The following is a 22,448-nucleotide window of genomic DNA, read 5'->3' on the forward strand; positions in this document are numbered from 1 at the left end:
GGGGGTGGGCCTTGTTCCCGGGCGGACGGGTACGTCGTGGTTGCTCGCGCAGTTCCCCGCACCCCTGAGCCGGCGCTCGCGTGCCGAGCCGGTTTCGCCGTAGGGGTGGGCCTTGTTCCCGGGCGGACGGGTGCATCGTGGTTGCTCGCGCAGTTCCTCGCGCCCCTGGACGAGCGCCCTGGCGGGCGCCCGCCAGGGCGGCCGTTCAGGGGCGCGGGGAACTGCGCGGCCAGCTACCGGCGGCCCGCAGGCGCGCGCTTACCGCAAGCGGCAGTCCGGTGGGCGGCCCGGATCGGAAGCGGGCGTGCGGTCGGTGTAGGCGGACGGGAAGCGGGCGCCTCCGCCGTCGTGATCTCGGCGGGCCGTGGTGATCGTCGCGTCGTTTAATGACGGAGTCGGAGGAGTCGTCCCGGAGCAGGAGCTGCGCATGTCGGCGACACAAGCCCCTTCAGCCAGCGGGCGCACCAGGCCCGGAGTGCTTCAGCGGCTGGGCGAGTGGTGCGCCCGCCATTTCGTGATCGTCATCGTGGCGTGGCTCGTCGCGCTCGGCGTGCTCCAGGGGCTGAACCACTCGTTCGGCGGACAGTACTCGGACAACTTCCAGCTCCCGGGAGTGCAGTCCACCGAGGGCCTCGACGTCCTCAAGGCACACGATCCGGCCGCGGGCGGCTACAGCAGCCAGGTCGTGATGCGGGACACGCAGAAGCCGCTGACCGACCTGAGTTCCCAGATGAGCCAGACCGTCAGCTCCCTGGAGAAGCTGCCGCACGTCCTGTCGGCCCAGAACCCGCTGCCGCCGCCCGGGTCCACGCCGCCCTCGGGACAGTCCCAGCAGCCGAACGTCGGCCCCCTCTCCAGCGACGGGAAGACCGGCTACATCACGGTCCGCTTCGACGTGCAGCCCTCGACGCTCGGCGACGAGTACCTCAACGGGGTGGACAGCGCCGTCCAGCCGCTGCGGTCCGCGGGAGTCGACGTCGAGTACGGCGGCCCCCTGGGCGAGCTGGCCCGGCCCGCGCCGAACGACAAGATCAGCGAACTGATCGGGTTCGCGGTGGCGATCGTCGTCCTGCTCGTCGGGTTCGGCAGTGTCATCGGCGCGGTGCTGCCGCTGGTGACCGCCCTGGTCAGCGTGGTGGGCGGCCTCGCCATCCTCGGCCTGCTGGCCGCCGCGACCGACTTCGCGACCGTCTCACCGACGCTCGCCACCATGATCGGACTCGGCGTCGGCATCGACTACGCCCTGTTCCTGCTCACCCGTCACCGACAGAACCTCATCAACGGCGCCGATCCGGTGCGGGCGGCGGGCCGCGCCACCACGACCAGCGGGCGCGCGGTCCTGGTCTCGGGCTGCACCGTCATCATCGCCCTGGCCGGACTGTCGGTCTCCGGCGTCTCGTTCATCAGCAAGCTCGGCCTCGCGGCGGCCGTCACGGTGGTCTCGGCGGTGGCCGGCGCGCTGACCCTCGTACCCGCTCTGCTCGGTCTCATCGGCAAGCGCATCGACCGGTATCACGTGCGCACGCCGATCGCGGAGACCAACGCCGAGCCCGGCGCGCCCGTCACCGGCACCTGGCACCGCTACGCGCAGCGCGTCGAGCGGCGCCCCTGGCGGTACCTGGCCGGCGGCCTGTTCACGGTGCTCGTGCTGGCCATCCCCGTGTTCACCATCCAGCTCGGGCACATCGGTGACGGCGCCGACCCCACGTCCTTCACCGACCGGCGGGCGTTCGACATCATGTCGGACTCCTTCGGTCCCGGCTCCAACGGCCCGCTGACCGTGGTCATCGACCAGACGAACGTGCCGTCCGACAAGCGGTCCGCGCTGGCCTCGCAGGCCCAGAAGACGGTCAGCGGCGTGTCGGGGGCGGCCGCGGTCACCCCGCTGACAGCCACCAAGGACGGGGACGTGCTGGTGGGCACCGTCTACTCCAAGGTGTCCCCGCAGAACAAGGACACCACGGCCCTGACGAACCGTCTGGTGGACGACACCCTGCCGAAGGCCGTGTCCGGGTACGACGCCAAGGGCTACGTCACGGGGACGACCGCGGCCCAGGTCGACTTCCGCAACATCGTCGCGAGCCGGCTGCCGCTCATCATCCTCGTGGTGGTGGCGCTCGCCTTCATCATCATCCTGATCGTCTTCCGCGGGCTGCTCGTCGCCCTGAAGGCGGCGATCCTCAACGTGCTCTCCATCGCCGCGTCCTACGGTGTCGTCGTCGCCGTCTTCCAGTGGGGCTGGGGCGGGCCGGCGCTCGGGGTCTCGGGCAAGGTGCCCATCGAGAGCTACGTGCCGATGATGATGTTCGCGATCATCTTCGGGCTCAGCATGGACTACGAGATCTTCCTGCTCTCCCGCGTGCACGAGTTCTGGCTGCGCACCGGGGACGCGAAGGACAGCGTCGCGCACGCGCTGGAGATCACCGCCCGGGTCATCACCTGCGCCGCCCTGATCATGATGAGCGTCTTCGCCGCGTTCATCCTGAGCGACAACATCGTGGTCAAGATGCTCGGCCTCGGACTCGCCGTCAGCGTGCTGATCGACGCGACGGTCGTACGGCTCCTGATGGTCCCGGCGGTCATGACGCTGCTCGGCGCCCGCGCGTGGTGGACCCCGCGCTGGCTGGACAGGATCCTCCCGCACATCGACCCGGAGGGCGAGGAGCCCTAGGGCCCGGACCCGGCCCGGCGGTGGGGTCCAGGGCGCACGGGAAATCCGGGTGCCCGGGACCGCGCGGATACCTAGCATGACGTGATGCCCAGGATGGAACGGCTCCGCCTCGACCACGCACCCGCCCTGCTCGCCTTCGAGCGGGAGAACCGCGCCTACTTCGCCGCGTCGATCCCCGACCGCGGCGACGTCTTCTTCGAACGGTTCGACGCCTTCCTGCGCGAGATCCTGGCCGAACAGGCCGCGCGCCAGGCCCATCTCCATGTCGTCGTGGACGGCGCGGGCGCGGTGCTGGCCCGCTTCAACCTGTTCGACGTGGCGGACGGTTCGGCCGTGCTCGGCTACCGCGTCGCCGAGCGGGCCGCGGGGCAGGGGCTGGCCACGGCCGCCGTACGGGAACTGTGCGCGCTGGCCGCGAGCGCGTACGGGCTGAACGCGCTGCGGGCCGCCGCGACCACCGACAACGCCGGCTCCCGGACGGTGCTCGCCCGCAACGGGTTCCTCGTCGTCGGCGACACCGAGCTGAACGGGCGCCCGGCCCTGCGCTTCGAGCGGGAGCTGCCGCCCGCCGGGAGCGCACGGCCGGCGGGCGGCGCGACCGTGGTCCCGGACCGCCGCGCGGACGGTCAGGAGAGCGGTTCGACGGCCGGGTTGATCGGCGACTGATAGGCGCCGCTGGCCAGCATGCGGACCTCGCCCGACGGGCTGATCTCGGCGCGGAGGATGCCGGTGGCATCGCTGTACACCGGGTGGCCGCCCGGCCCCTTGGCACTCGTGCGCTCGACGACCACCTCGTCCGTCACCATGCGCGCGTCGGGTCCGGGGTGGGTGAAGGTCAGCCGGTAGCGGTCCACGGTCTTCATTCAGGGCCTCCGCGCCGAAGCGACAAATCGGATGCAAGGACAAAAGGACAAAGCGATACGAGAAGGACTACGTCTCCATCATGCGTCCAGGCACCCGGGGACCGCCTTGCCCGCGCCCGGCCGCCCCGCCCGCCACCCCTGTCACCGGGACCGCGGCCGGTCACCGTGCGTGACGCCCCTCGCCACGGGGCGCCGGGCAGTGTAGACATAGCTCATGGTCGGACTATTGGGTCGAACCCGGGCTCAGTCGCCCCGCCGCCCCAGTACAGCGCACCGCGAACGCGGGCCGCACGACGGCAAGCACGGGCACGGCCCGTCCGACGGGCTGCGTTACGCCCTCGGCGGGCGCAGCGTCGCCGGACAGGTCTTCGTCCTGCAAGTGGTCATCGTGCTGCTCCTGGTCGTCGCAGCGGTGGTGGCACTGGTGCTCCAGGTGCGCCACGACAGCACCCAGGAGGCCCGCAACCGCTCACTCGCCGTCGCCGAGACCTTCGCCAACGCGCCGGGCACCCGCGCGGCGCTGAGCGCCCCCGACCCCACGGCCCTGCTCCAGCCCAGCGCGGAGGCCGCCCGCAAGGCGTCGGACGTGGACTTCATCGTCGTACTGAACACCCACGCGATCCGTTACACGCATCCCAAGCCCGACCGGATCGGCAAGAAGTTCATCGGCACCACCGCACCGGTGCTGGCCGGCCACACCGTCGTCGAGCAGGTCGACGGAACGCTCGGCCCGCTGGTGCAGGCCACGGTCCCCGTCGAGGCGCCCGACGGCAAGGTGGTCGGCATGGTCTCGGCCGGGATCACCACGGACAACGTGGGCGGTGCCGCCGACCACCAGCTGCCGCTCCTGCTCGGCGCCGCCGCCGTCGCCCTGGCCCTCGCGACCGCGAGCACCGCGCTGGTCAGCAGGCGCCTGCTGCGCCAGACCCACGGCCTCGGCCCGTACGAGATGACCCGGATGTACGAGCACCACGACGCCGTGCTGCACTCCGTCCGGGAAGGAGTGATCATCGTCGGCGCGGAGGGACAGCTGCTGCTCGCCAACGACGAGGCCAGCCGGCTGCTGGACCTGCCCCCGGACGCCGAGGGACAGCACGTCCAGCGACTCGGCCTGGACGCCGGCACCGCCGAGCTGCTGGCCTCCGGGCGGGTGGCCACCGACGAGGTGCACCTCGTCGGGGACCAGCTCCTGGCCGTCAACCAGCGGCCCACGCATCTGCGCGGCGGCCCGGCCGGCAGCGTCGCCACGCTCCGTGACTCCACGGAGCTGCGGGCGCTCTCGGGCCGGGCGGAGATCGCCCGCGAACGGCTCAAACTCCTCTACGACGCCGGTGTACGCATCGGCACGAGCCTGGACGTCACCCGGACGGCCGAGGAACTGACGTCGGTCGCCGTCCCCCGCTTCGCCGACTTCGTCACCGTGGACCTGGCCGACGCCGTCCTGAACGGGCAGGAGCCGGACGCCGGCACCGGGCTGCGCCGCACCGCCTCCGGCGGCATCCGCGAGGACGCGCCGCTCTACCCGGTCGGCGAGCACATCGGCTTCGTGCCGTCCTCGCCCCAGGCCCACAGTCTGCGCACCGGGGAGGCCGTGGTCGAGCCCGACCTGAGCGGCGCCCCGGGCTGGCTGGCCCAGGATCCCAAGCGCACGGCGCAGGTCGTCGACTACGGGATCCACTCCCTGATCACCGTCCCCCTGCGCGTCGGCCCCCTGGTCATGGGCGTGGTCAACTTCTGGCGCTCCGAGAAGCCCGACCCCTTCGACGTGGACGAGCTCGCCCTCGCCGAGGAGCTGGTCGCCCGTGCGGCGGTCTCCATCGACAACGCGCGCCGCTACACGCGCGAGCACACGATGGCCGTGACCCTTCAGCGCAGCCTGCTGCCGCGCACCCTGCCCGACCAGAGCGCCCTCGACCTCGCCTACCGCTATCTGCCGGCGCAGGCCGGGGTCGGCGGCGACTGGTTCGACGTGCTGCCGCTGTCCGGCGCGCGGGTCGCGGTCGTCGTCGGCGACGTCGTCGGCCATGGGCTGCTGGCCGCGGCGACCATGGGCCGGCTGCGTACGGCGGTCCACAACTTCTCCGCGCTCGATCTGCCGCCCGACGAACTCCTCGGACTGCTGGACGAGCTGGTCGGCCGGATCGACCAGGACGAGATCCCGGAGGACAGCGCGGCCGTCGTCACCGGCGCCACCTGCGTGTACGCCGTCTACGACCCGACGACCCGGCGCTGCACCGTCGCCCGCGCGGGTCATCCGCCGCCCGCGGTGATCCGTCCGGACGGCAGCGTCGAGTTCCCCGAGGTCCCGGCCGGTCCGCCGCTCGGCCTGGGCGGTCTGCCGTTCGAGACGGCCGAGCTGGAGCTGGAGGAGGGCAGCCGGCTGGTCCTGTACACGGACGGCCTGGTCGAGGACCGGGAACGGGACATCGACGTCGGGCTCGAACTGCTGCGCACGGCGCTGGCCGGGGCCGACCGCTCGCCGGAGGAGACCTGCCAGGCCGTGCTGAGCGCACTGCTCCCGGCCAGGCCGAGCGACGACATCGCCCTGATCGTGGCGCGCACCCACGCCCTCCCCACGGACCGGATCGTCTCGTGGGAGGTGCCGTCCGAACCGGCCGCCGTGGGCGAGGCACGCGCCTCGGCCAGCAGGCAGCTGGAGCGCTGGGGGCTCCAGGAGCTGACGTTCACCACCGAGCTGATCCTCAGCGAGCTGGTGACGAACGCGATCCGCTACGGCAACGGGCCCATCGGGGTCCGTCTGCTGCTGGACCGCACGCTGATCTGCGAGGTGTTCGACGGCAGCAGCACCTCACCGCATCTGCGGTACGCGGCGACGACGGACGAGGGCGGACGCGGGCTGTTCCTGGTCGCCCAGCTCACGGAGCGCTGGGGAACCCGCTACACGCCCGAGGGCAAGGTCATCTGGGCCGAACAGCCCCTGCCCTGAGGCGGAAGCAGGCCCGAGCGGCAGGGGGCGATGGTGTCGGCCCGGGGCGGGGCGACGGGGCGATGGCCTCGGCCCAGGGCACGTCAGCCTGGACCGGAGGGGCCGTCCCCGGTGTCCGGCTCGCCCCTCGGGGTCGCACCGGCCGACGCGCCCGCCCCGTCCACGGGTGTCATGGCGGCGGCGCCTCCCTGGAGCCGCTCCAGGTCGGAGGGGCGCACCTGGATGACGATCAGCGCCACCAGGGCGGCGACGACCGCGAAGATCGCGGCGGCGACGAACGCCCCCGTGATGCCGGACGTCAGCACCTGCCCGCTCCAGGGCGCCGGCAGCTGTCCCGTCCTGCGGAACTGGAGCTTCTGCGCCGGGGTCGCGGTCGACAGGAAGTTCGCGACCTGGTTCGTGGCCTCGTTGCGGCTCGCCGTGCCGAACACCGTGACCAGCACGGACAGGCCGAGTGACCCGCCGACCTGCTGGGTGGCGTTGAGGATGCCGGAGGCGGCGCCCGTGTCCTTGGGCTGCACTCCGGACACCGCCATCAGCGTCAGCGACACGAACTGGAGGCCCATGCCGAAGCCGAAGACCAGGGTGGGTCCGAGGATGCTGCCGAGATAGGTGCTGTTGACGTCGGTGAGCGTCAGCCAGCCGAGGCCCAGCGCGGCCAGGATCGCGCCCACCGCCATGAAGGGCTTGGGCCCGAACTTGGGCAGCAGGTTCGAGGCGACGCCCGCGCCGATCGCGATGATCACGCTGACCGGGAGGAAGGCGAACCCCGCCTTCAGCGGGCTGAACCCGAGGATGTTCTGCACGAACAGCGTCAGGAAGAAGAACATCCCGAAGATGGCGGCGGACAGGCTCAGCATCATCGCGTAGACGCCCGAGCGGTTGCGGTCGCGGAACATCCACAGGGGCGTGATGGGCTGTCTCGACCGGCGCTCGACCGCGATGAAGGCGATCAGGAACACCAGCGCGGCGCCGAAGGACGCCAGGGTGAGGGGGTTGCTCCAGCCCTTCTCCGAGGCCCGGATGAAGCCGTAGACCAGCAGCACCATGCCGAGCGTGGAGGTGAGGGCGCCGACGAGGTCGAAGTGGCCCGGATGGCGTTCGGACTCCTTGATGTAGCGCGGGGTCGCGAGCACGATCAGCAGGCCGATGGGGACGTTCACGAAGAAGACCCAGCGCCAGTCGAGCCATTCGACGAGCACACCGCCGGCGAGCAGACCGATGGCGCTGCCGCCCGCGGAGACGGCCGCGAACACCCCGAACGCCCTGTTGCGCTCGGGTCCTTCGCGGAACGTGGTGGTGATCAGCGACAGGGCCGTGGGTGAGGCGATGGCCCCGCCGACGCCCTGGAGCGAGCGCGCGGCGAGCAACTGCCAGGATTCCTGGGAGAGTCCGCCGAGCAGCGAGGCGAACACGAAGAGCAGCACGCCGAAGATGAACATCCGGCGTCTGCCGAGGATGTCCCCGGACCGTCCGCCGAGCAGCAGCAGACCTCCGAAGGTCAGCGTGTAGGCGTTGATCACCCAGGACAGGTTCTCGGTCGAGAAGCCGAGCGAGGTCTGGATGTGCGGCAGCGCGATGTTCACGATGGTGATGTCGAGGACCACCATCAACTGGCACGAGGCGATGACGAGGAGCGCAATACCACTGCCTCGTCCCCGCTGCGGGGAATCGGCAGACTCCGGGGATGTCACGTGATCGGCCGTCATCGGGGAGGGCCCTGCATCGCGGGTCGGCGGTGAACGTGGATGCTCACTCCATCGACGTTAAGCCTGCCCGCGTCGCCCCACCATTCGAGACCGGGCGCCGGTCGTCGGCCGAGAGGCCCGCGACGGCACGGCTCCGACGGTCACGCACATGGTTCGAACCACGGGGATCGGCCTCCTCCGCACCCTTGGCCCCTAGGTCAGGATCTGTCCTAGATGGCGTCTAGCGTCGTTCCTGTCCGGCGGAGCACGAACCACGGAGGGCAGCGACCATGAGCGAGACCGTCACGGCCGGCGAACCGACGACCCACGACCCGGCCGACGGGCCGAGTGTCACCGGCGAGCGGGCCGACCTGCTGGAGGTGCTGGCCAAGCACCGGGGCTTCCTGCGTTTCACCACCCGCGACCTCACCGACGAGCAGGCCGGGCAGCGGACCACCGCGGGCGAGCTGTGTCTGGGCGGCCTGATCAAGCACGTCACCGCGGTCGAGCGGAACTGGGTGCGGTTCATCCTGGACGGCCCGTCGGCGATGCCCGACTTCACCAGGATGACCGAGGCCGACTGGGCCCGACGGGCCGACGAATTCCGGATGCTGCCCGGCGAGACGCTTGCCGGCGTGCTGGCCGACTACGCCGAAGCAGCCGTCCGGACCGACGAGTTGGTCGCGACCCTGCCCGACCTGGACGCCACACGACCGCTCCCGGAGGCCCCGTGGTCGGAACCGGGCGGACGCTGGTCGGCCCGCCGGGTGCTGCTGCACATCATCGCCGAAACCACGCAGCACGCGGGCCACGCCGACATCGTCCGCGAATCCCTGGACGGCGCGAAGACGATGGGCTAGCGGACGGCGCCCCCAGCGTTCGGCGTCCGCTCCGGCCTCGGGGCAGGGTCGACCTCCAAGGTGCGCGGCAGCACGAAGCCCCGGGCGTGTTGGCCCGGGGCTTCGTGCTGATGTCACCGGTGAGTTGCTCAGGAGGTCGGGGCGACGAGCGTGTGTTCGGCTCCCAGCTGGTCGGCGAGGGTGTCGGTGTACATGGTGGTCTCGCCGTCCGACCAGCGGATGACGAGGTCGTCGGTGCGGCCGTTGCCGGTGAAGTCGCCGGTCGTCATGGCCGCGTCGTGCTTCCAGAGCCCGTTGGGGTCCAGGATCCGATGCTCGCCGCCGAGTCCCGAGGTCGTCGTACCGGCGTAGTCGTCGAGCTCGCCGTCGACCCAGCGCACCATGAGGTCCCATTTCTGGTCGCCGGAGAACTCACCGGCCGTCAGGAGTGTGGCGTTCCGCCAGGTGTCGTTCTTCGGCTTGAGCTGGTGCTCCTGCCCGAAGGTGCCCGCGCCGACGCCCGTGTAGAGGGTCAGCTCACCGTCGGACCAGCGCACGACGAGGTCGGTGACGTACCGCGCGGCGGCGAAGCGGCCCGCGACGATCTGCGTCGCGTTCTTCCAGAGGTCGTTGGGCTTGATCATCTGGGTTCCGGGCCGGTCCAGTCCGTTGGAGCCCACGTCTCCGTACAGGGTCACCTCGCCGTCGACCCAGCGGACCAGCAGGTCGAACTGGTCGGAACCGGTGAAGTCGCCCGCCGTGATGGTCTTGGCGTTCTTCCACGTGGAGTTGCCGGGCAGCAGTTGCCGTTCGGGATCGTAGCCGCCGTGTCCGTCGCCGGGATACAGCGTGACCTCGCCGTCGGACCAGACCACGATCATGTCGCTGTGACCGGTCCGGCGGAAGTCGCCCGAAGCCATCAAACCGGCGTTCTTCCAGGTGGCGGCGGTGCCGGGGAGCCAGGGGTCCCCGGACGGCCGGTACGGCGGCTTGTCGTCCGCCACCTTCCGGTGCGCGGCGGCGTCGGCGAACAGGTCCTGGGCGTCCTTGCCGTAGACCGGCGCGTAGGTCACCCAGTCGTCGTTGGCGTCGTTGCCGCCGCCGTTGTACCCGCCGGTGTTGCCGATCACCTTGCCGGTGCCGTCGGTGCTGTTGTAGTCCTCGATCCAGGGACCGCCGGAGACACCACCGTAGAAGCCGGTGCAGGTCATGCGCATCTGCCGGAAGCCCGGCAGTTGGGAGGTGCTGACGGGGCAGCGGACCGGCACGTGGTCGGGGTTGACCCCGGCGTCGCCGGGATAGCCGATGACGGTGACCTTGTGGCGGTAGCCGCTGGTGGGCGTGAAGGTCAGGGCTCCCGTGACATCCTCCACCTTGCCCCGGCCGTTGGGGCCGACCTGCGCGAAGGCCAGGTCGAGGTCGGAGACCGCCTTCTTGCTGTTCCGCTCGTAGCGCGGGTCGATGTAGAGCTGGGACACAGGGAACACGCCGTCCGGTTGCCCGGCGGCGGGCCGGCCGGTGCGGTAGCGCGGCACGAAGATGCGGTGGGTGGCCGACTTCAGGCCGAGCCCGCAGTGTCCGGCGGTCAGGACGATGTCCTTGGCGGCCGTGTGCACGACGCTGCCGGTGCAGTACGTCTTCGGGCCGCCGAGCGGCTGACCGTCGAAGAAGAACGTGCCCACCATCGGGTGGCCGAGGAAGTGCTCAGGGGCGGGAGTGCCCGCCGGCGGCGGCCGGTGCGCGGCGGCGCCTGCCCTGATCCCGTGCTTCGCCGCGGCGGAAGCGGGGACCGGCGGGGAGTCGAGGGGGACCGCGTTGTCCATGCGGTCCGCCGTCCAGTACTTCTCCTCCTCGCTCAGACTCGGCCCGTCCGAAGGGAAGGGGGAAGAGGTCGGCTCGGCGGACGGCGCCGAGGGCGTGGCGGAGTCGGTCGGCTCGACGGCCCCCGCGACCGTCGACGGCGCCGAGGGAGGCGGCGGCTTCGGCAGTGCCCGATGTCCGATGCCGGGAGCCGCCGGTGCGGTGGAGACCGTCGGCGGCGCGGAGGACGCGGGCGCCGGACGGCCCGTCGCGGCGGATGCCGTCCCGGTACCGAGAACGCCGACGCCCACGCCCAGCGCCAGGACGCGGATCCATCTGTGTCTGGAACGCAACAAGGTGCCTTTCCGTCTTGCAAGGGGTCGTACGGTGAGCGAGCCCCGAACTCCCCTTTGTCGTACACGGGTTCAATGGCACAGTACTATCGATCATTAACTGACATATCGCCAAATAAGAGACGAGCGAGGCGATGACCCGACTCCGCAGGACCGCGTGGGCGACACTCCCTCTCCTGCTCTCCTTCGCGGCGGCAGCGCCGGCCTCGGCCTCACCGCCCGGGCCCTCGCTCCCGTTCGGAAGTGTCCGCTCGGTGCATCCCGGCGACACGCTGACGGTCGAAACCGCCGCCAGTGATGCCACGTATCTCGCGACGATCAACTCCCCCGCGTTCGTCGCGGCGGGGAAGCTGCGCATGATGGATCCGGTGCTGACCACCACCGTCACCATCGCCTGCGACGCCCGGCCCGGCACCTACCCGGTGACGCGACGCGGCGCCGGAGACGAGGGCCCGGACGAGCATCCGTTCAGATGGGCACGGGTGCGCGTGGAACCCGCCGACGCGGCGGCACGCGGCGCCTGCCGGAGCAAGGTCGGGAAACTGGCACCGCCCAGGCTGGAGGAGCGCTGGGCTCCGGACAGGACGTGGCCCCAGTCGGCATGGGACGTGCGGACCTTCCGGGCCGGCAGCCGCATCACGATCACGGACAACGACGACGAGGGATCGGACGGAGACATCACCCTCGTCTCCCGCGCCTTCACCGGCCGCCCCGTCCTGCGCGGCGCCAAAGCCGTCCTGACCGCGACCACCACCCTGACCTGCGACTCCGCACCCGGCATCTACGTCGTCTACCGGCACGACGCGGACCGGACCGGCCCCGGCGAACCATGGGCCAGGCTGCGGATCACCCCCGCCGGACACGGAAGGGCCTGCGCCGATCAGCAGGCCGCCAAGGACTCAGCCGCCGCATCCCGTACCGACGTGGTGGCCTGGGCCGCCGGTGGCGTACTCCTCGCCGCCGCGGCCGCCGCCGGACTGCTTCGGTGGGCCAACTCCCGCCGCGCACGCTCCGCCTGAGCGCGCTCTCACCTCGCCAGTCGGCCCAGGAGCGAGGAAGCGGACCAGATGCCGAGGGCGGCGGCGACGGCCAGGACGCCGTAGTCGAGGGGCAGATGCGCGGGCGTGCCGAGCAACAGGCCGCGCAGGGCGTCGACTTGGTAGCTGAGCGGATTGACCAGACTGACGGCCTGGAGCCAGCCGGGCATGATCGCCACCGGGTAGAGGGCGTTGGAGCCGAAGAACAGCGGCATGGTGATGGCCTGCCCGATGCCCATCAGGCGGTCCCGGGTGAGCACGATGCCCGCGATCGTCATGGACAGGCAGGAGAAGAACGCCGAACCGAGCACGACGGCCACGGCCACGCCGAGGAGCCGCAGCGGGTTCCAGGTCATCGCCACCCCGAGCAGCGCGGCGATGACGACGACCACCACGGCCTGGATCAGCGCCTTCACCCCGGCGGCGAACGCCTTGCCGGTGATCAGCGCCGAGCGGGGCGTGGGGGTGACCAGGAGCTTGGTGAGGATCCCCGCGTCCCGCTCCCAAATGATCATGATGCCGTAGAAGATGGCGATGAACATGGCGGACTGGGCGATGATGCCGGGCGCCAGATAGTCGAGGTAGGGGATTCCGCCGGTCGGGATGGCGTGGATCCGGGTGAACGTCTCACCGAAGATCAGCAGCCAGAGCGCGGGCTGGACCGCGCGGGTGTACAGCTCGGTGCGGTCGTGGCGGAGCTTCTGGAGCTCGACCGCGCACATCGCGGCCACCCGGGCGGGCAGCACGCGCCAGCCCGTGCGGGCCTTCGGCGGGATCACGAGCAGGTCGAGACTCCCGGGGCGGACGTGCTCAGCCGACGCGGGAAGCGGTACGGCGGGTGCTTCGGACATCGCTGAAGTCTCCTGATCGGTCGTCGAGTCCACTGCCGGCCACGTCGCGGAAGACGTCCTCCAGGGTGGGCGGTTCTCCGCCGCCGGTGATCCCGCGGCGCTCACCGAGGCCCGCCCTGAGCTCGTCCGGCGTGCCGAGCGCGCGGACGCGTCCGCGGTGCATCAGGGCGACCCGGTCGCAGTACTGGTCGGCCTCGTCCATGTAGTGGGTCGTCACGAGGACGGTCATGCCGGTGACGGCCCGTACGGCGTTGATGTGCTCCCACACGCTGGTGCGGGCGATCGGGTCGAGGCCGATGGTCGGCTCGTCCAGGATCAGCAGCCGGGGAGCGCTGACCAGTGCCTGCGCGAGTTCCAGCCGGCGGACCATTCCTCCGGAGTACGTCTTGGCGAGCCGGTCGGCGGCGTCGCCGAGGCCGACCGCGTCGAGCGCCTGGGCGACACGGGCGGCGCGTTCGCGCCGGGACACGTCGAAGACGCGGGCGAACAGGGCCACGTTCTCCCGGCCGGTGAGTCCGGAGTCGGCGGACAGTTGCTGGGGCACGTAGCCCAACAGGCGTCGCACGGCCATGCGTTCACGGGTGGCGTCGTGCCCGAAGACACGGACCTTGCCCGAAGGGACCGGCAGCAGCGTGGTGATGCACCTCAGTGCCGTCGTCTTCCCGGCGCCGTTGGGGCCGAGCAGGCCGAACACCTCGCCGTCGCGGACCGAGAGGTCCAGACCGTCGACGGCGGTCATCTCGCCGAAGGTGTAGACGAGTCCGGCACAGGACACGGCCGCGACGGGCCCGTCGTCCTTGAGGACGGGGTCCGGTCCCGGCTCATGTTCCGGTCCGCGTTCGCGTCCTGGTGCCGAACCGGGTTCGCCTCCGGCTCCGGCTCCAGGTCCGGGACTCTCCTGCCGTGCGGGTTCCATGCGTCCCCTCCCGTGCCGTGTCATGAGTCCTCGGCCTCCTCGTGCAGGTTCGCCGCCAGTTTGCGCAGGGCCGGCAGGGCCGCCTCCAGCGCGGCACGGTCGGCCGCGTCGAGACGGGCCACCTGGCCGCGTACGAGCACCCCGCGCCGCTGCCGCCAGTCGCGCAGCCGGGCGTCCGCCGCGGGCGTGGACAGCAGTCGCGCGGCGCGCCGGTCGGCCGGGTCCGTCTCGCGGATCAGAAAGCCCTCCCCCGCCAGCCGGTTGACCAGCGTCGAGACCGAATTGCCCGCCAGGTAGAGCTCCTTGGCCGCCTCCGAGACACGGATGCCCGGCCGGTCGACGACCAGCCGCAGCAGGTCGACCTCGGCACCGCGCAGGCTCGGTCCCGTCGTGCCCGCGCGCAGCCGCCGTCTGATCAGCCGCTGGAGCCCGGCCAGGGCGTCCGCCAGGCTCTCGGGGAAGTTCTCCGGATCCGCCTTCACCCTTCGAGATTACCTCTGTGTCAGAGGTAATTCAGGAAAGGGAAGGTCAAGAGACCGGCCCGCCTGGACCGAAGGTGTGCGTCCCGGTTCGGCGGGTAACCGTTGACCTGCTCACCGGCGCGCCCGGCGCCGGGTGGATCCCTGCGGGTCAGTTCCAACGTGGAGGTAACCGTGCCGGCCGAAGAGGCTCCTGTGTCCATCGACGCGACGGCGTACGGCGAGGGCATCGCCCTGGTCACCGTCGCCGGGGAACTGGACGTCGAGACAGCCCCCGAGCTGAAGGACCGACTGGCCGACCAGGTCCGCGGGGGCCGGCGGCACCTGCTGCTCGATCTGTCCGCGGTCCCCTTCATGGACTCCTCCGGCATCAACGCGCTGCTCAAGGCGCACGACGTCGCGGGGCGCGCCGGAGGCGGTGTGTGCCTGGTGTCCCCGGCCCAGGCCGTCCGGCGCGTGCTGGACATCACCGGCGTCAGCCTCGCCATCCCGTCCACGGACGACGTCGGCACGGCGCTGGCCCTGATAGGAGGGAAGGCGGCCCGGCACTAGGGCGCCCGCACCCGGCACCCCCACGAACGGGGACCCGGTCCGGGAGCGCAGGAGTGACAGTTGCCATTTGACAACTATAAGCGTGAGACAACAGAGTGATCGCCTCGGACAAGGAGGGTGATCGCCCAGGACCACGGAAGGGAGCCGGGATGACGTACAGGACCGGACCGGCCGCCCCCGCGGGGCGACCGCGCCGCACGCCCCCGCGACGACCGGTTCCCGGTCGGGGCCGCCGCGCGGGTCAGGCCGAGCGGACGTCGACCGTGTCGCCCTCGTGGAGCTGCGCGGCCGCGGCCGCGCAGAAGGCCGACAGCCCCTCCACCAGCGCCGCCCGCCCGGCGGCCGGCATCTGGTCGAGGACCGCCTCCACGGCGCGTTCGCGGCGCTCGCGCAGCTCCGTGAGGAACGTGCGGCCCCTCGGGCTGAGGAACAGCCGGAGCTCCCGGCGGCTGACGTCGCTCGGCGTCCGCTCGACGTACCCGACGGCCTGGAGCCGGTCACAGAGCCGGCTGGTCGAGGGAGGCGTGGAGCCGAGCGCGTCGGCGAGGGTCCGCAGGTTGATCCCCTCGTCGTGTTCCAGGATGAACATGACCCGCAGCTGGGAGGCGGAGACGGGCGCCGTCGAGGCGCGCCCCCAGAGGATCTCCAGCAGCTCGGCCGCCTCGGCGGTCACCCGAGCCACCTCGCTGGGGTGCGGACGCGGGCCGGAAGAAGTCACCGTCTAACTCTCCCAGTCTTCTCTGGCGCTGTCAGCCTGCGGAAGCGACAACAGGGACACAAGAATAGATACCAGCACCCACGTACGACGGACCGGCCCACCCGGAGGGTGGATCCGGAATCGTACTAGTCGAAGAATGGCCTACCCGACATCGTGAACAGATTCGTGGTCGCGGAGCGCGCCCTGCGCACCGCGGCACCCCACCAGTTGCTAGACGCCGTACGTGACGTGCTGTGCGATCACTACGCCGCCGACTCCGTCGAGCTCTTCATGGCCGACTACGGACTCACGGTGCTCCAGCCCGTCTCGGTGCTGCCGCACACCCTGGAGCCCATTCCGGTGCACACCAGCCCCGAGGGCCGCGCCTTCGGGGCGCAGGAGCCGTTCGTCGAGGAACCGGGCGAAGGGGTCGTACGCGCCCATCTCCCGGTGACCGTGCGCGGCGACCGGCTCGGCGTCCTGTCCGTGACGCTGCCCTCGGCGGCCTGCGACGGCGAGACGCTCACCGAGCTCGCCGACATCGCGGAGGTCCTCGGTCACGAGGTGCTCGTGGCCGAACGGGACACCGACCTCTATCTCCAGGCGCGCCGCAAGGACCGGCTGACGCTGGCCGCCGAGATGCAGTGGCAGCTGCTGCCCGGACGCTCCTGCTCCCGGCCCGAGTACGAGCTCGGCGCCCAGCTGGAGCCCGCCTACGCCATCTTCGGCGACAACTTCGACTGGTCGGCCGACGCCTCCCGGCTGTCCCTCTACGTGACGAACGGCATGGGCGAGGGCATCGAGGCCTCCCTGCTGACGAATCTCGGCATCAACGCCCTGCGCAACGCGCGCCGGGCCGGGATCCCCCTGCACGACCAGGCGGCGCTGGCCGACCAGGCGATCTACGCCCAGTACCGGGGCGAGTCCTATCTGTCCGTGCTCATGCTCGACTTCGAGCTGGCCACCGGCCGGATGCAGGTGATCGACGCGGGGTCGCCCCAGATGCTGCGCCTGCGGGGCCGGACGGTCGAGCGCGTGGACTTCGAGGCCCAGCTGCCGCTCGGCATGTTCGAGGAGACCGACTACCTCGTCCAGGAGTTCCGGGTGGAACCCGGCGACCGCCTCCTCTTCGTGAGCGACGGCGTGCACGCCGTCGCCGGGCCGGGCGGGGAGACGTACGGGGAGAAGGCCCTGGCCATGGCGATCACCTCGACGCGGTTGCTGCCGGCGACGGAGGTGCCCCGCGCCGTGCTGCGCGAGCTCACCGGCCACCGGGGCAGGCCCAGGCCCGAGGACGACGCCCTGGTGGTGTGCCTGGACTGGCACGGCCCGTCGGCCGAGTGACCGCAGCGGAACCGACCGCCCCCGGGGTGCCCGGGACGTCCGGGCCGGTTCCGCGTGACGGCCTCCGCGCGGAGAGCGGGTGCCGCGCGTCCCAGGACCATGACTACAGTTGTCGTACGACAAGAAACCGTGCCGTGCGGCGGACCCGCATGGACGCACGGACGCACGGACCGAGGAGAAGCACACGTGGCGGACCGACAGACAGCGGCACAGCAGGCGTCGCCTGCGCAGGAGGTCGGCGCGTTCCTGCTGCGGCGCCGCGAACAGATCGCCCAGCGCTGGGCCGACGAGGCGCTGTTCCGTACCGTGTTCACGATCTCGCGGGACGAGGCCGTGGAGGCGGGCCGGGCCGTCGTGGAGGCGCTGGCCGCGGTCGCGGCCGCGGACCGGACCGAGGACCTGGGGGCGGCCGGATTCGCCACCGTGCGTGAACAGCTGGGGCGCATGGCCGCCTCCCGGGCGCGCACGGGTGCCACCTCCGCCCAGATAGCCGACGAGGTGGCGGCGCTGCGCCCGGCGGCCTACGAGCTGCTGGGCGCCGACCTCGCCGACGTCCCCCGCTCCTTCGCCGAGGCCTGCGCGGTCACGCTCACCGCGCTGCTGGGAACCCTCCGCCTGGTCGTCCTGGAGACCGCGCTCAGCGCCGGACAGGAACTCATCGACCGGCAGCGCCTCCAGCTCCTCGAAGTGGCCACGCCCGTGATCAAGCTGTGGACCGGCGTGGTCGCCGTCCCGCTGATCGGCACCCTCGACAGCGCGCGCAGCCAGGTGGTGATGGAGAGCCTGCTCGACGCCGTCGTCAGCCAGCAGGCGCGGTTCGCCATCCTGGACATCACCGGTGTGCCGACCGTCGACTCCCTGGTCGCCCAGCATCTGATGAAGACCGTGGCCGCGGCCCGTCTGATGGGAGCGGAGTGCGTCGTCTCCGGCATCCGGCCCGCGATCGCGCAGACCATCGTCCACCTCGGCATCGACCTGGGATCCGTGGTCACCCGCGCCAGCCTCGCCGACGCCCTCGAGTACGCGCTGCACCGGCAGGGCATCTCCGTCGTCGACCGGGACCGTACCGGCCAGAGCGCACGGTGAGCGGCCCGGTCCCCGGCTCCTCCGGCCCGCGAGTCCCCGTCCTGAGGATCGGTGACATCCTCCTGGTCACGCTGCACGGCGACCTGCACGACGAGGCCGCCGAGGAGTTGCAGCGCGACATCGGCGAGGCCATCGCGGCGAGTTCGGCCGGGGGTGTGGTCATCGACATCTCCGGGGTCGAGATCGTCGACTCCTTCCTGGGACGGGTGTTCGCCGAGGTGGCCGCGCACGCGAAGCTGCTCGCCGCGGAGACGGTCGTCGCGGGCATGCGCCCCGCCGTCGCCATCACCCTGGTCGAACTGGGCCTCACACTGCCCGGGCTGCGCACCGCGCTCGACACCGACGAGGCGCTGCGGCTGCTCGCCCCCGCGTCCACTCCCCTCCACCAGAGCCCCGTACGCCAGGAGAGCCCGTGACGGACACCTCCGGCAGTGTCACCACCTCTCTGCCGATCCGTACCGACATGGATCTCGCATGGGTGCGCCAGCATGTGCGCCAGGCGGCCGCCGGACTCGGATTCGGACTCGTGGACCAGACCAAGCTCGTCACCGCGGCCAGCGAACTCGCGCGCAACACGCTGGTGCACGGCGGAGGCGGCCTGATGGAGTCCACCGTCCTCGGGGCAGGGGCCGCCCCCGGGCTGCGTCTGACGTTCTCCGACGGGGGTCCCGGCATCCCTGACGTCGAACGGGCCCTCGGCGACGGCTACACCTCCGGCGGCGGTCTGGGTCTCGGCCTGGGCGGAGCGCGCCGTCTGGTGCACGAGTTCTCGATCGACTCCCGCCCGGGCGAGGGCACGGCCGTGACCGTCGTCTGCTGGACCGCGGGCCCTCCGCGGCCGCGCGAGGAGAGCCGATGACACGCGTCTGGGACGTACCCGTCCACGACTCGACCCGCGTCCGGGACGTCCGGGTCGCGGCCGAGGCCGCCGCCGAGCACACGGGCCTCGGCCGCGACCGCGGCGCCGCGGCCACGCTCGTCGCCACCGAACTGGCCACCAACCTGCTCAAGCACGGCGGCGGCGGCCGGATGCTCGTCGAGACCGTGCACGACGACCTCGGGCCCCCCGGCACCGGGCGCGGCCCCGCCCTCCAGCTGGCCGCGATCGACCACGGCCCGGGAATCGCCGACCTCGCGGCCGCCTCGCTCGACGGGTTCTCGACCACGGCCTCGCTCGGCGCCGGCCTCGGCACCTGCCGGCGCGTCTCGGACCACTTCGAGGTGCACACCGTGCCGGGCCGCGGCACCGTCGCCCTGGCCCGGATCCACGCGGCCCGCCGGGACCGGCCCGGACACCGCTCCCCCGACGACGGGGCCCCGGTGCGCGTGGGAGGAATCAACATCCCGCTCGCGGCCGCCGAGCACTCCGGCGACGCCTGGGCGTGCGTCCGCTCCGGGGACGTGGTCACCCTGCTGCTCGCCGACGGTCTCGGCCACGGCCCCGCGGCCGCGAAGGCGTCCGGGGCCGCCGTCGGGCGACTGCGCGAACTCGCGCATCTGCCGCCGGCCGAACTGCTCGACGCGCTGCACCCGGCCCTGCACGACACCCGGGGAGCCGCCGTCGCGGTGGCCCGGCTCGACCTGGTGTCCCTGCGCCTCGACTTCGCGGGGATCGGCAACATCGGGGCGCGGCTGTGCTCCGGCGACACCTGGCGCCCCTTGCTGTCGCGTCCCGGGATCGTCGGTGCCCACCGCCCGGCGCGGCTGCCGCAGAGCAGTCTGCCGTGGACCCGCGACAGCCTGCTCGTGCTCCACAGCGACGGCCTGCCCAGCCGCTGGGTCCCCCCGCCCCTCTCCCGTCTCACCAGCTGGGACCCCGCGGTCACCGCCGCCGTGATCACGCGCGACTCCAGCAGCGCCGCCCGGCCGGCGCGGGACGACACCACCGTGGCCGTACTGGCCCCCACTCCGCAGGATCAGCGACCATGACCCGCACCTGGCAGATCACCACCGTCGACGACGCCGCCCGCGCCCGCATCGCCGTGGCCCGCGCCGCGGCGGCGCACGGCGCCTCCACGGTGGAACGCACCCGCCTCGTCACCGCCCTGAGCGCGCAGCTGCGGCAGTGCCTTCTCAAAGGGGGCGGCTGGCGGCTGACCCTGCGGACCTCCGGGCCGACGAGGGAGCCGGGCCGCGGACGGCTGACCGTCTCCCTCGACGCCGAGACGAACGGGGCGGAGGGCGGCCCGAGTTGGCGGGCGGGCCTGGACACCGCCGGTCCCGGCGGGGACGGCACCGGGGGCGGCACCGGCGACAGGAACGTACCGGCACGGGTGCCGCACACCCGGGCGGCCCTGGCCGACGCCCTGCTCGGCGCCGACGAGGACACCTCCCGGCTCCTCGGCAAACTGACCGAGCAGGAACGGCTGGTCGCCTTCCATCGAGAGGAACTCCACCAGACCAACCAGGGTGTGCTCGCGCTGCACGCCGAACTCGACACGGCCGGCCGGGTCCAGCGGGAGCTCTTCGACGCCGAACGCCGGGCCCGTACCGAGGCCGAGAGCGCCCGGCGCAGACTGACCTTCCTCGCCGACGCCAGCGCGGCGCTGACCGCCTCCCTCAACCACGAGGAGATCCTCGGCCATCTGCCCCGGCTCCTCGTGCCGGACTACGCGCGGAGCGTCGACGTCTGGCTCTTCGCCGCCGACGACAGGGCCCGCGGGCGCACCGCCCGCCCGGCGGCAGCCGTCGCCGCCGCCCGCACCGGCCGCCCGCACTACGCCGCCGACCATCCGGGCGGGCTGCCCGGAGTCGACGACCTGCCGCCCTCCGCACTCGACCCGCGGCAGCCGCTGCTGTGCATCCCGCTGCCGAGCCGGCACACGCCCCTCGGCGTCGTGACCCTGACGCCGCCGCGGGAGCGGTGGAGCGCGGACGACGCGGTGATGCTCGTCGAACTGGCGCGCAGGGCGGGCGTCGCGATCGACCACGCGCAGCGCTTCGAGCACAACCGCGACATCGCCGAGACCCTGCAACGCGCCCTGCTCACCGAGCTCCCCGCCACCCCCGGCCTGAACCTGGCGGCGCGCTACCTTCCCGCCACCCACGGGCTGAACATCGGCGGCGACTGGTACGACGCGTTCCGTCAGCCCGACGGGGCGCTGGTCACGGTCGTCGGCGACGTCACCGGCCACGGGCTGCGCGCTGCCGTCATGATGAGCCAGCTGCGCACCGCGCTGCGGGCGTACGCCGTCGACGGCGGCACGCCCGGACGGCTCCTCACCCGCCTGCACGCGTTCCTGCACCATCTCCAGCCCGATCTGTACGCCACCGCGGTCATCGCCCGGTTCCACCCGGACGAGCCCGAGGTCACCTGGGCCGCCGCCGGACATCCGCCGCCGGTGCTGCGCGGCCCGGACGGCGAGGTGCGCGTCCTGGACGCCCGGCCCGGAGCGATGCTCGGCATTCCGCTGCACCAGGAGATCCGCGACCACACGGCGCTGATCCCGCCGGGATCCACGCTCGCCCTGTACACGGACGGACTCGTGGAACGGCGGAGGGAGGGCATCGACCCGGGCATCCGGCGGCTGGCCGGGGCGCTCTCCGCCGAGCGCGCCGCCGGTCTGGACCATGATCTGGAGGGCGCCGCCGACCGGATCCTCGACCCGCTGCTGCGCGACTCCCGGCGCGACGACGACGTGTGTCTGCTGCTCGTCCACCTCGGCGCCACGGACGCGGACGGCGGCCCCGGGCGGACGTCCGCCTGACCTGCGGCGGACCGGCGCCCCGCCGCGCGGCCGGGTTCCGTCCGCGCCGGTCACTCCCCCGTGCGGCGGGCGGTGGCCTGCCGAGCCGCCTGGAACGCTCGGAGTCCGTTCTCCAGGGACGACCGCTGGGGCGGGGTCATCGCCGCGAGGACCGCGGCCAGGTCCAGGGTCCGCCGCGCGCCGATCTCCGCGAGCAGCCGGCCGCCCGTCGGCGTGAGCAGCAGGCTCAGGGCACGCCGGTCCTGGGGGTGCGGAATCCGCTGGAGCAGGCCGGCGGCCTCCAGCCGGTCGCAGAGACGGCTCGCGGTCGGCAGGGTGGTGCCGACGCTCTCGGCCAGGTCGGTGAGGGTGGGCGCGGGACGGCGCGCGACGGCGTTCAGTGCCCTCAACTGCTGTGCGGACAGCCTCGTGCCGCCCGGCCGGACGGCCGGGGTCCACAGGTCCACCAGTTCCTCGACGGCGTCCGCGAGCCGTCCGGCGACCACCTCGGGCGGAGGTCCGGCCCCCACGGGGTCCACGTCGGCCTCATCCCCCACGGGTCATCACGCGTTCCCCGGGGCCCAGCTCTCCACGAACCGCGCCCGGGCCCGACACTCCGTCCGGGCCACGCGCTCCGTC

Annotated in this window: 20 protein-coding genes; 12 read left to right on the forward strand and 8 right to left on the reverse strand. The window is 72.3% G+C overall.

The genetic code is table 11. From position 1 onward, the window contains the following. Window positions 1-427 precede the first annotated feature (427 nt). The gene (locus ACFWI4_RS29980; RefSeq protein WP_387202477.1) at window positions 428-2,671 is read left to right on the forward strand and encodes an MMPL family transporter; all 2,244 of its coding nucleotides are present in this window, start codon (window positions 428-430) and stop codon (window positions 2,669-2,671) included. An 84-nt stretch (window positions 2,672-2,755) separates the two neighbouring features. Further along, on the forward strand, window positions 2,756-3,337 hold the full coding sequence (locus tag ACFWI4_RS29985; RefSeq protein WP_387202480.1) for a GNAT family N-acetyltransferase: 582 nt from the start codon (window positions 2,756-2,758) through the stop codon (window positions 3,335-3,337). Here ACFWI4_RS29985 and ACFWI4_RS29990 read toward each other — a convergent pair. Further along, complete coding sequence (locus ACFWI4_RS29990; protein ID WP_385404509.1) at window positions 3,298-3,534, reverse strand: DUF6296 family protein; 237 nt, start codon at window positions 3,532-3,534, stop codon at window positions 3,298-3,300. The two genes, ACFWI4_RS29985 and ACFWI4_RS29990, sit on opposite strands and share 40 nt — an antisense overlap. A 214-nt stretch (window positions 3,535-3,748) precedes the next feature. Here ACFWI4_RS29990 and ACFWI4_RS29995 point away from each other — a divergent pair, with 214 nt between their 5' ends. Continuing rightward, window positions 3,749-6,481 carry a SpoIIE family protein phosphatase gene (locus ACFWI4_RS29995; protein WP_387202483.1) on the forward strand — a complete coding sequence of 911 codons (2,733 nt, stop codon included), beginning with the start codon at window positions 3,749-3,751 and terminating at the stop codon, window positions 6,479-6,481. An 83-nt stretch (window positions 6,482-6,564) separates the two neighbouring features. On the opposite strand, the gene ACFWI4_RS30000 is transcribed toward ACFWI4_RS29995, so the two are convergent. Continuing rightward, a complete protein-coding gene (locus ACFWI4_RS30000; protein ID WP_387202486.1) occupies window positions 6,565-8,190 on the reverse strand; it encodes an MFS transporter in 1,626 nt (541 codons plus the stop codon). Window positions 8,191-8,459: 269 nt separating this feature from the next. Between ACFWI4_RS30000 and ACFWI4_RS30005 the strand changes: the two genes are divergently transcribed. Beyond that, window positions 8,460-9,029: a DinB family protein gene (locus tag ACFWI4_RS30005; RefSeq protein WP_387202489.1), complete on the forward strand. Its 570-nt coding sequence runs from the start codon at window positions 8,460-8,462 to the stop codon at window positions 9,027-9,029. Window positions 9,030-9,157: 128 nt separating this feature from the next. Here ACFWI4_RS30005 and ACFWI4_RS30010 read toward each other — a convergent pair whose 3' ends face one another. Beyond that, a complete protein-coding gene (locus ACFWI4_RS30010) occupies window positions 9,158-11,164 on the reverse strand; it encodes a trypsin-like serine protease (protein WP_387202492.1) in 2,007 nt (668 codons plus the stop codon). A 131-nt stretch (window positions 11,165-11,295) separates the two neighbouring features. On the opposite strand from ACFWI4_RS30010, the gene ACFWI4_RS30015 reads away from it, so the two are divergent. Beyond that, window positions 11,296-12,180: a hypothetical protein gene (locus ACFWI4_RS30015; RefSeq protein WP_387202495.1), complete on the forward strand. Its 885-nt coding sequence runs from the start codon at window positions 11,296-11,298 to the stop codon at window positions 12,178-12,180. Window positions 12,181-12,188: 8 nt separating this feature from the next. On the opposite strand, the gene ACFWI4_RS30020 is transcribed toward ACFWI4_RS30015, so the two are convergent. The 3 genes from ACFWI4_RS30020 to ACFWI4_RS30030 are packed head-to-tail and all read right to left on the reverse strand — an operon-like array spanning window position 12,189 to window position 14,447. Next, the gene (locus ACFWI4_RS30020; RefSeq protein WP_339127476.1) at window positions 12,189-13,049 is read right to left on the reverse strand and encodes an ABC transporter permease; all 861 of its coding nucleotides are present in this window, start codon (window positions 13,047-13,049) and stop codon (window positions 12,189-12,191) included. Beyond that, window positions 13,009-13,965, reverse strand: coding sequence for an ABC transporter ATP-binding protein (locus ACFWI4_RS30025; protein WP_387202498.1), 957 nt, complete (start codon window positions 13,963-13,965; stop codon window positions 13,009-13,011). Before ACFWI4_RS30025 ends, ACFWI4_RS30020 begins: the two co-directional genes overlap by 41 nt. A gap of 20 nt (window positions 13,966-13,985) precedes the next feature. Next, window positions 13,986-14,447, reverse strand: coding sequence for a MarR family winged helix-turn-helix transcriptional regulator (locus ACFWI4_RS30030; RefSeq protein ID WP_387202501.1), 462 nt, complete (start codon window positions 14,445-14,447; stop codon window positions 13,986-13,988). Between the two features lie 171 nt (window positions 14,448-14,618). Here ACFWI4_RS30030 and ACFWI4_RS30035 point away from each other — a divergent pair, with 171 nt between their 5' ends. Beyond that, window positions 14,619-14,996, forward strand: a complete 378-nt coding sequence (locus ACFWI4_RS30035) for an STAS domain-containing protein (RefSeq protein WP_387202503.1) — start codon at window positions 14,619-14,621, stop codon at window positions 14,994-14,996. 241 nt (window positions 14,997-15,237) lie between these two features. On the opposite strand, the gene ACFWI4_RS30040 is transcribed toward ACFWI4_RS30035, so the two are convergent. Further along, window positions 15,238-15,669, reverse strand: a complete 432-nt coding sequence (locus ACFWI4_RS30040) for a MarR family winged helix-turn-helix transcriptional regulator (RefSeq protein ID WP_385404530.1) — start codon at window positions 15,667-15,669, stop codon at window positions 15,238-15,240. 198 nt (window positions 15,670-15,867) lie between these two features. Between ACFWI4_RS30040 and ACFWI4_RS30045 the strand changes: the two genes are divergently transcribed. The 6 genes from ACFWI4_RS30045 (at window position 15,868) to ACFWI4_RS30070 (ending at window position 21,830) form a co-directional block, all read left to right on the forward strand. Further along, complete coding sequence (locus ACFWI4_RS30045; RefSeq protein ID WP_387202506.1) at window positions 15,868-17,037, forward strand: PP2C family protein-serine/threonine phosphatase; 1,170 nt, start codon at window positions 15,868-15,870, stop codon at window positions 17,035-17,037. A 186-nt stretch (window positions 17,038-17,223) separates the two neighbouring features. After that, the gene (locus ACFWI4_RS30050; RefSeq protein WP_387202509.1) at window positions 17,224-18,123 is read left to right on the forward strand and encodes an STAS domain-containing protein; all 900 of its coding nucleotides are present in this window, start codon (window positions 17,224-17,226) and stop codon (window positions 18,121-18,123) included. Further along, window positions 18,120-18,539, forward strand: coding sequence for an STAS domain-containing protein (locus ACFWI4_RS30055; protein WP_387202512.1), 420 nt, complete (start codon window positions 18,120-18,122; stop codon window positions 18,537-18,539). Before ACFWI4_RS30050 ends, ACFWI4_RS30055 begins: the two co-directional genes overlap by 4 nt. Before the next feature lie 47 nt (window positions 18,540-18,586). Beyond that, on the forward strand, window positions 18,587-18,982 hold the full coding sequence (locus tag ACFWI4_RS30060) for an anti-sigma regulatory factor (protein WP_387202587.1): 396 nt from the start codon (window positions 18,587-18,589) through the stop codon (window positions 18,980-18,982). After that, window positions 18,979-20,052, forward strand: coding sequence for a SpoIIE family protein phosphatase (locus tag ACFWI4_RS30065; RefSeq protein WP_387202514.1), 1,074 nt, complete (start codon window positions 18,979-18,981; stop codon window positions 20,050-20,052). Before ACFWI4_RS30060 ends, ACFWI4_RS30065 begins: the two co-directional genes overlap by 4 nt. Further along, window positions 20,049-21,830, forward strand: coding sequence for a PP2C family protein-serine/threonine phosphatase (locus ACFWI4_RS30070; RefSeq protein WP_387202517.1), 1,782 nt, complete (start codon window positions 20,049-20,051; stop codon window positions 21,828-21,830). The genes ACFWI4_RS30065 and ACFWI4_RS30070 overlap by 4 nt, the downstream gene beginning before the upstream one ends. A 50-nt stretch (window positions 21,831-21,880) precedes the next feature. Here the strand turns inward: ACFWI4_RS30070 and ACFWI4_RS30075 are convergent, their stop codons facing one another. After that, window positions 21,881-22,348 carry a MarR family winged helix-turn-helix transcriptional regulator gene (locus tag ACFWI4_RS30075; protein ID WP_387202520.1) on the reverse strand — a complete coding sequence of 156 codons (468 nt, stop codon included), beginning with the start codon at window positions 22,346-22,348 and terminating at the stop codon, window positions 21,881-21,883. Between the last annotated feature and the right edge of the window lie 100 nt (window positions 22,349-22,448).

The sequence above is a fragment of the Streptomyces sp. NPDC127038 genome, from assembly GCF_042725875.1.
In the GTDB taxonomy this organism is placed as follows: Bacteria; Actinomycetota; Actinomycetes; order Streptomycetales; family Streptomycetaceae; genus Streptomyces.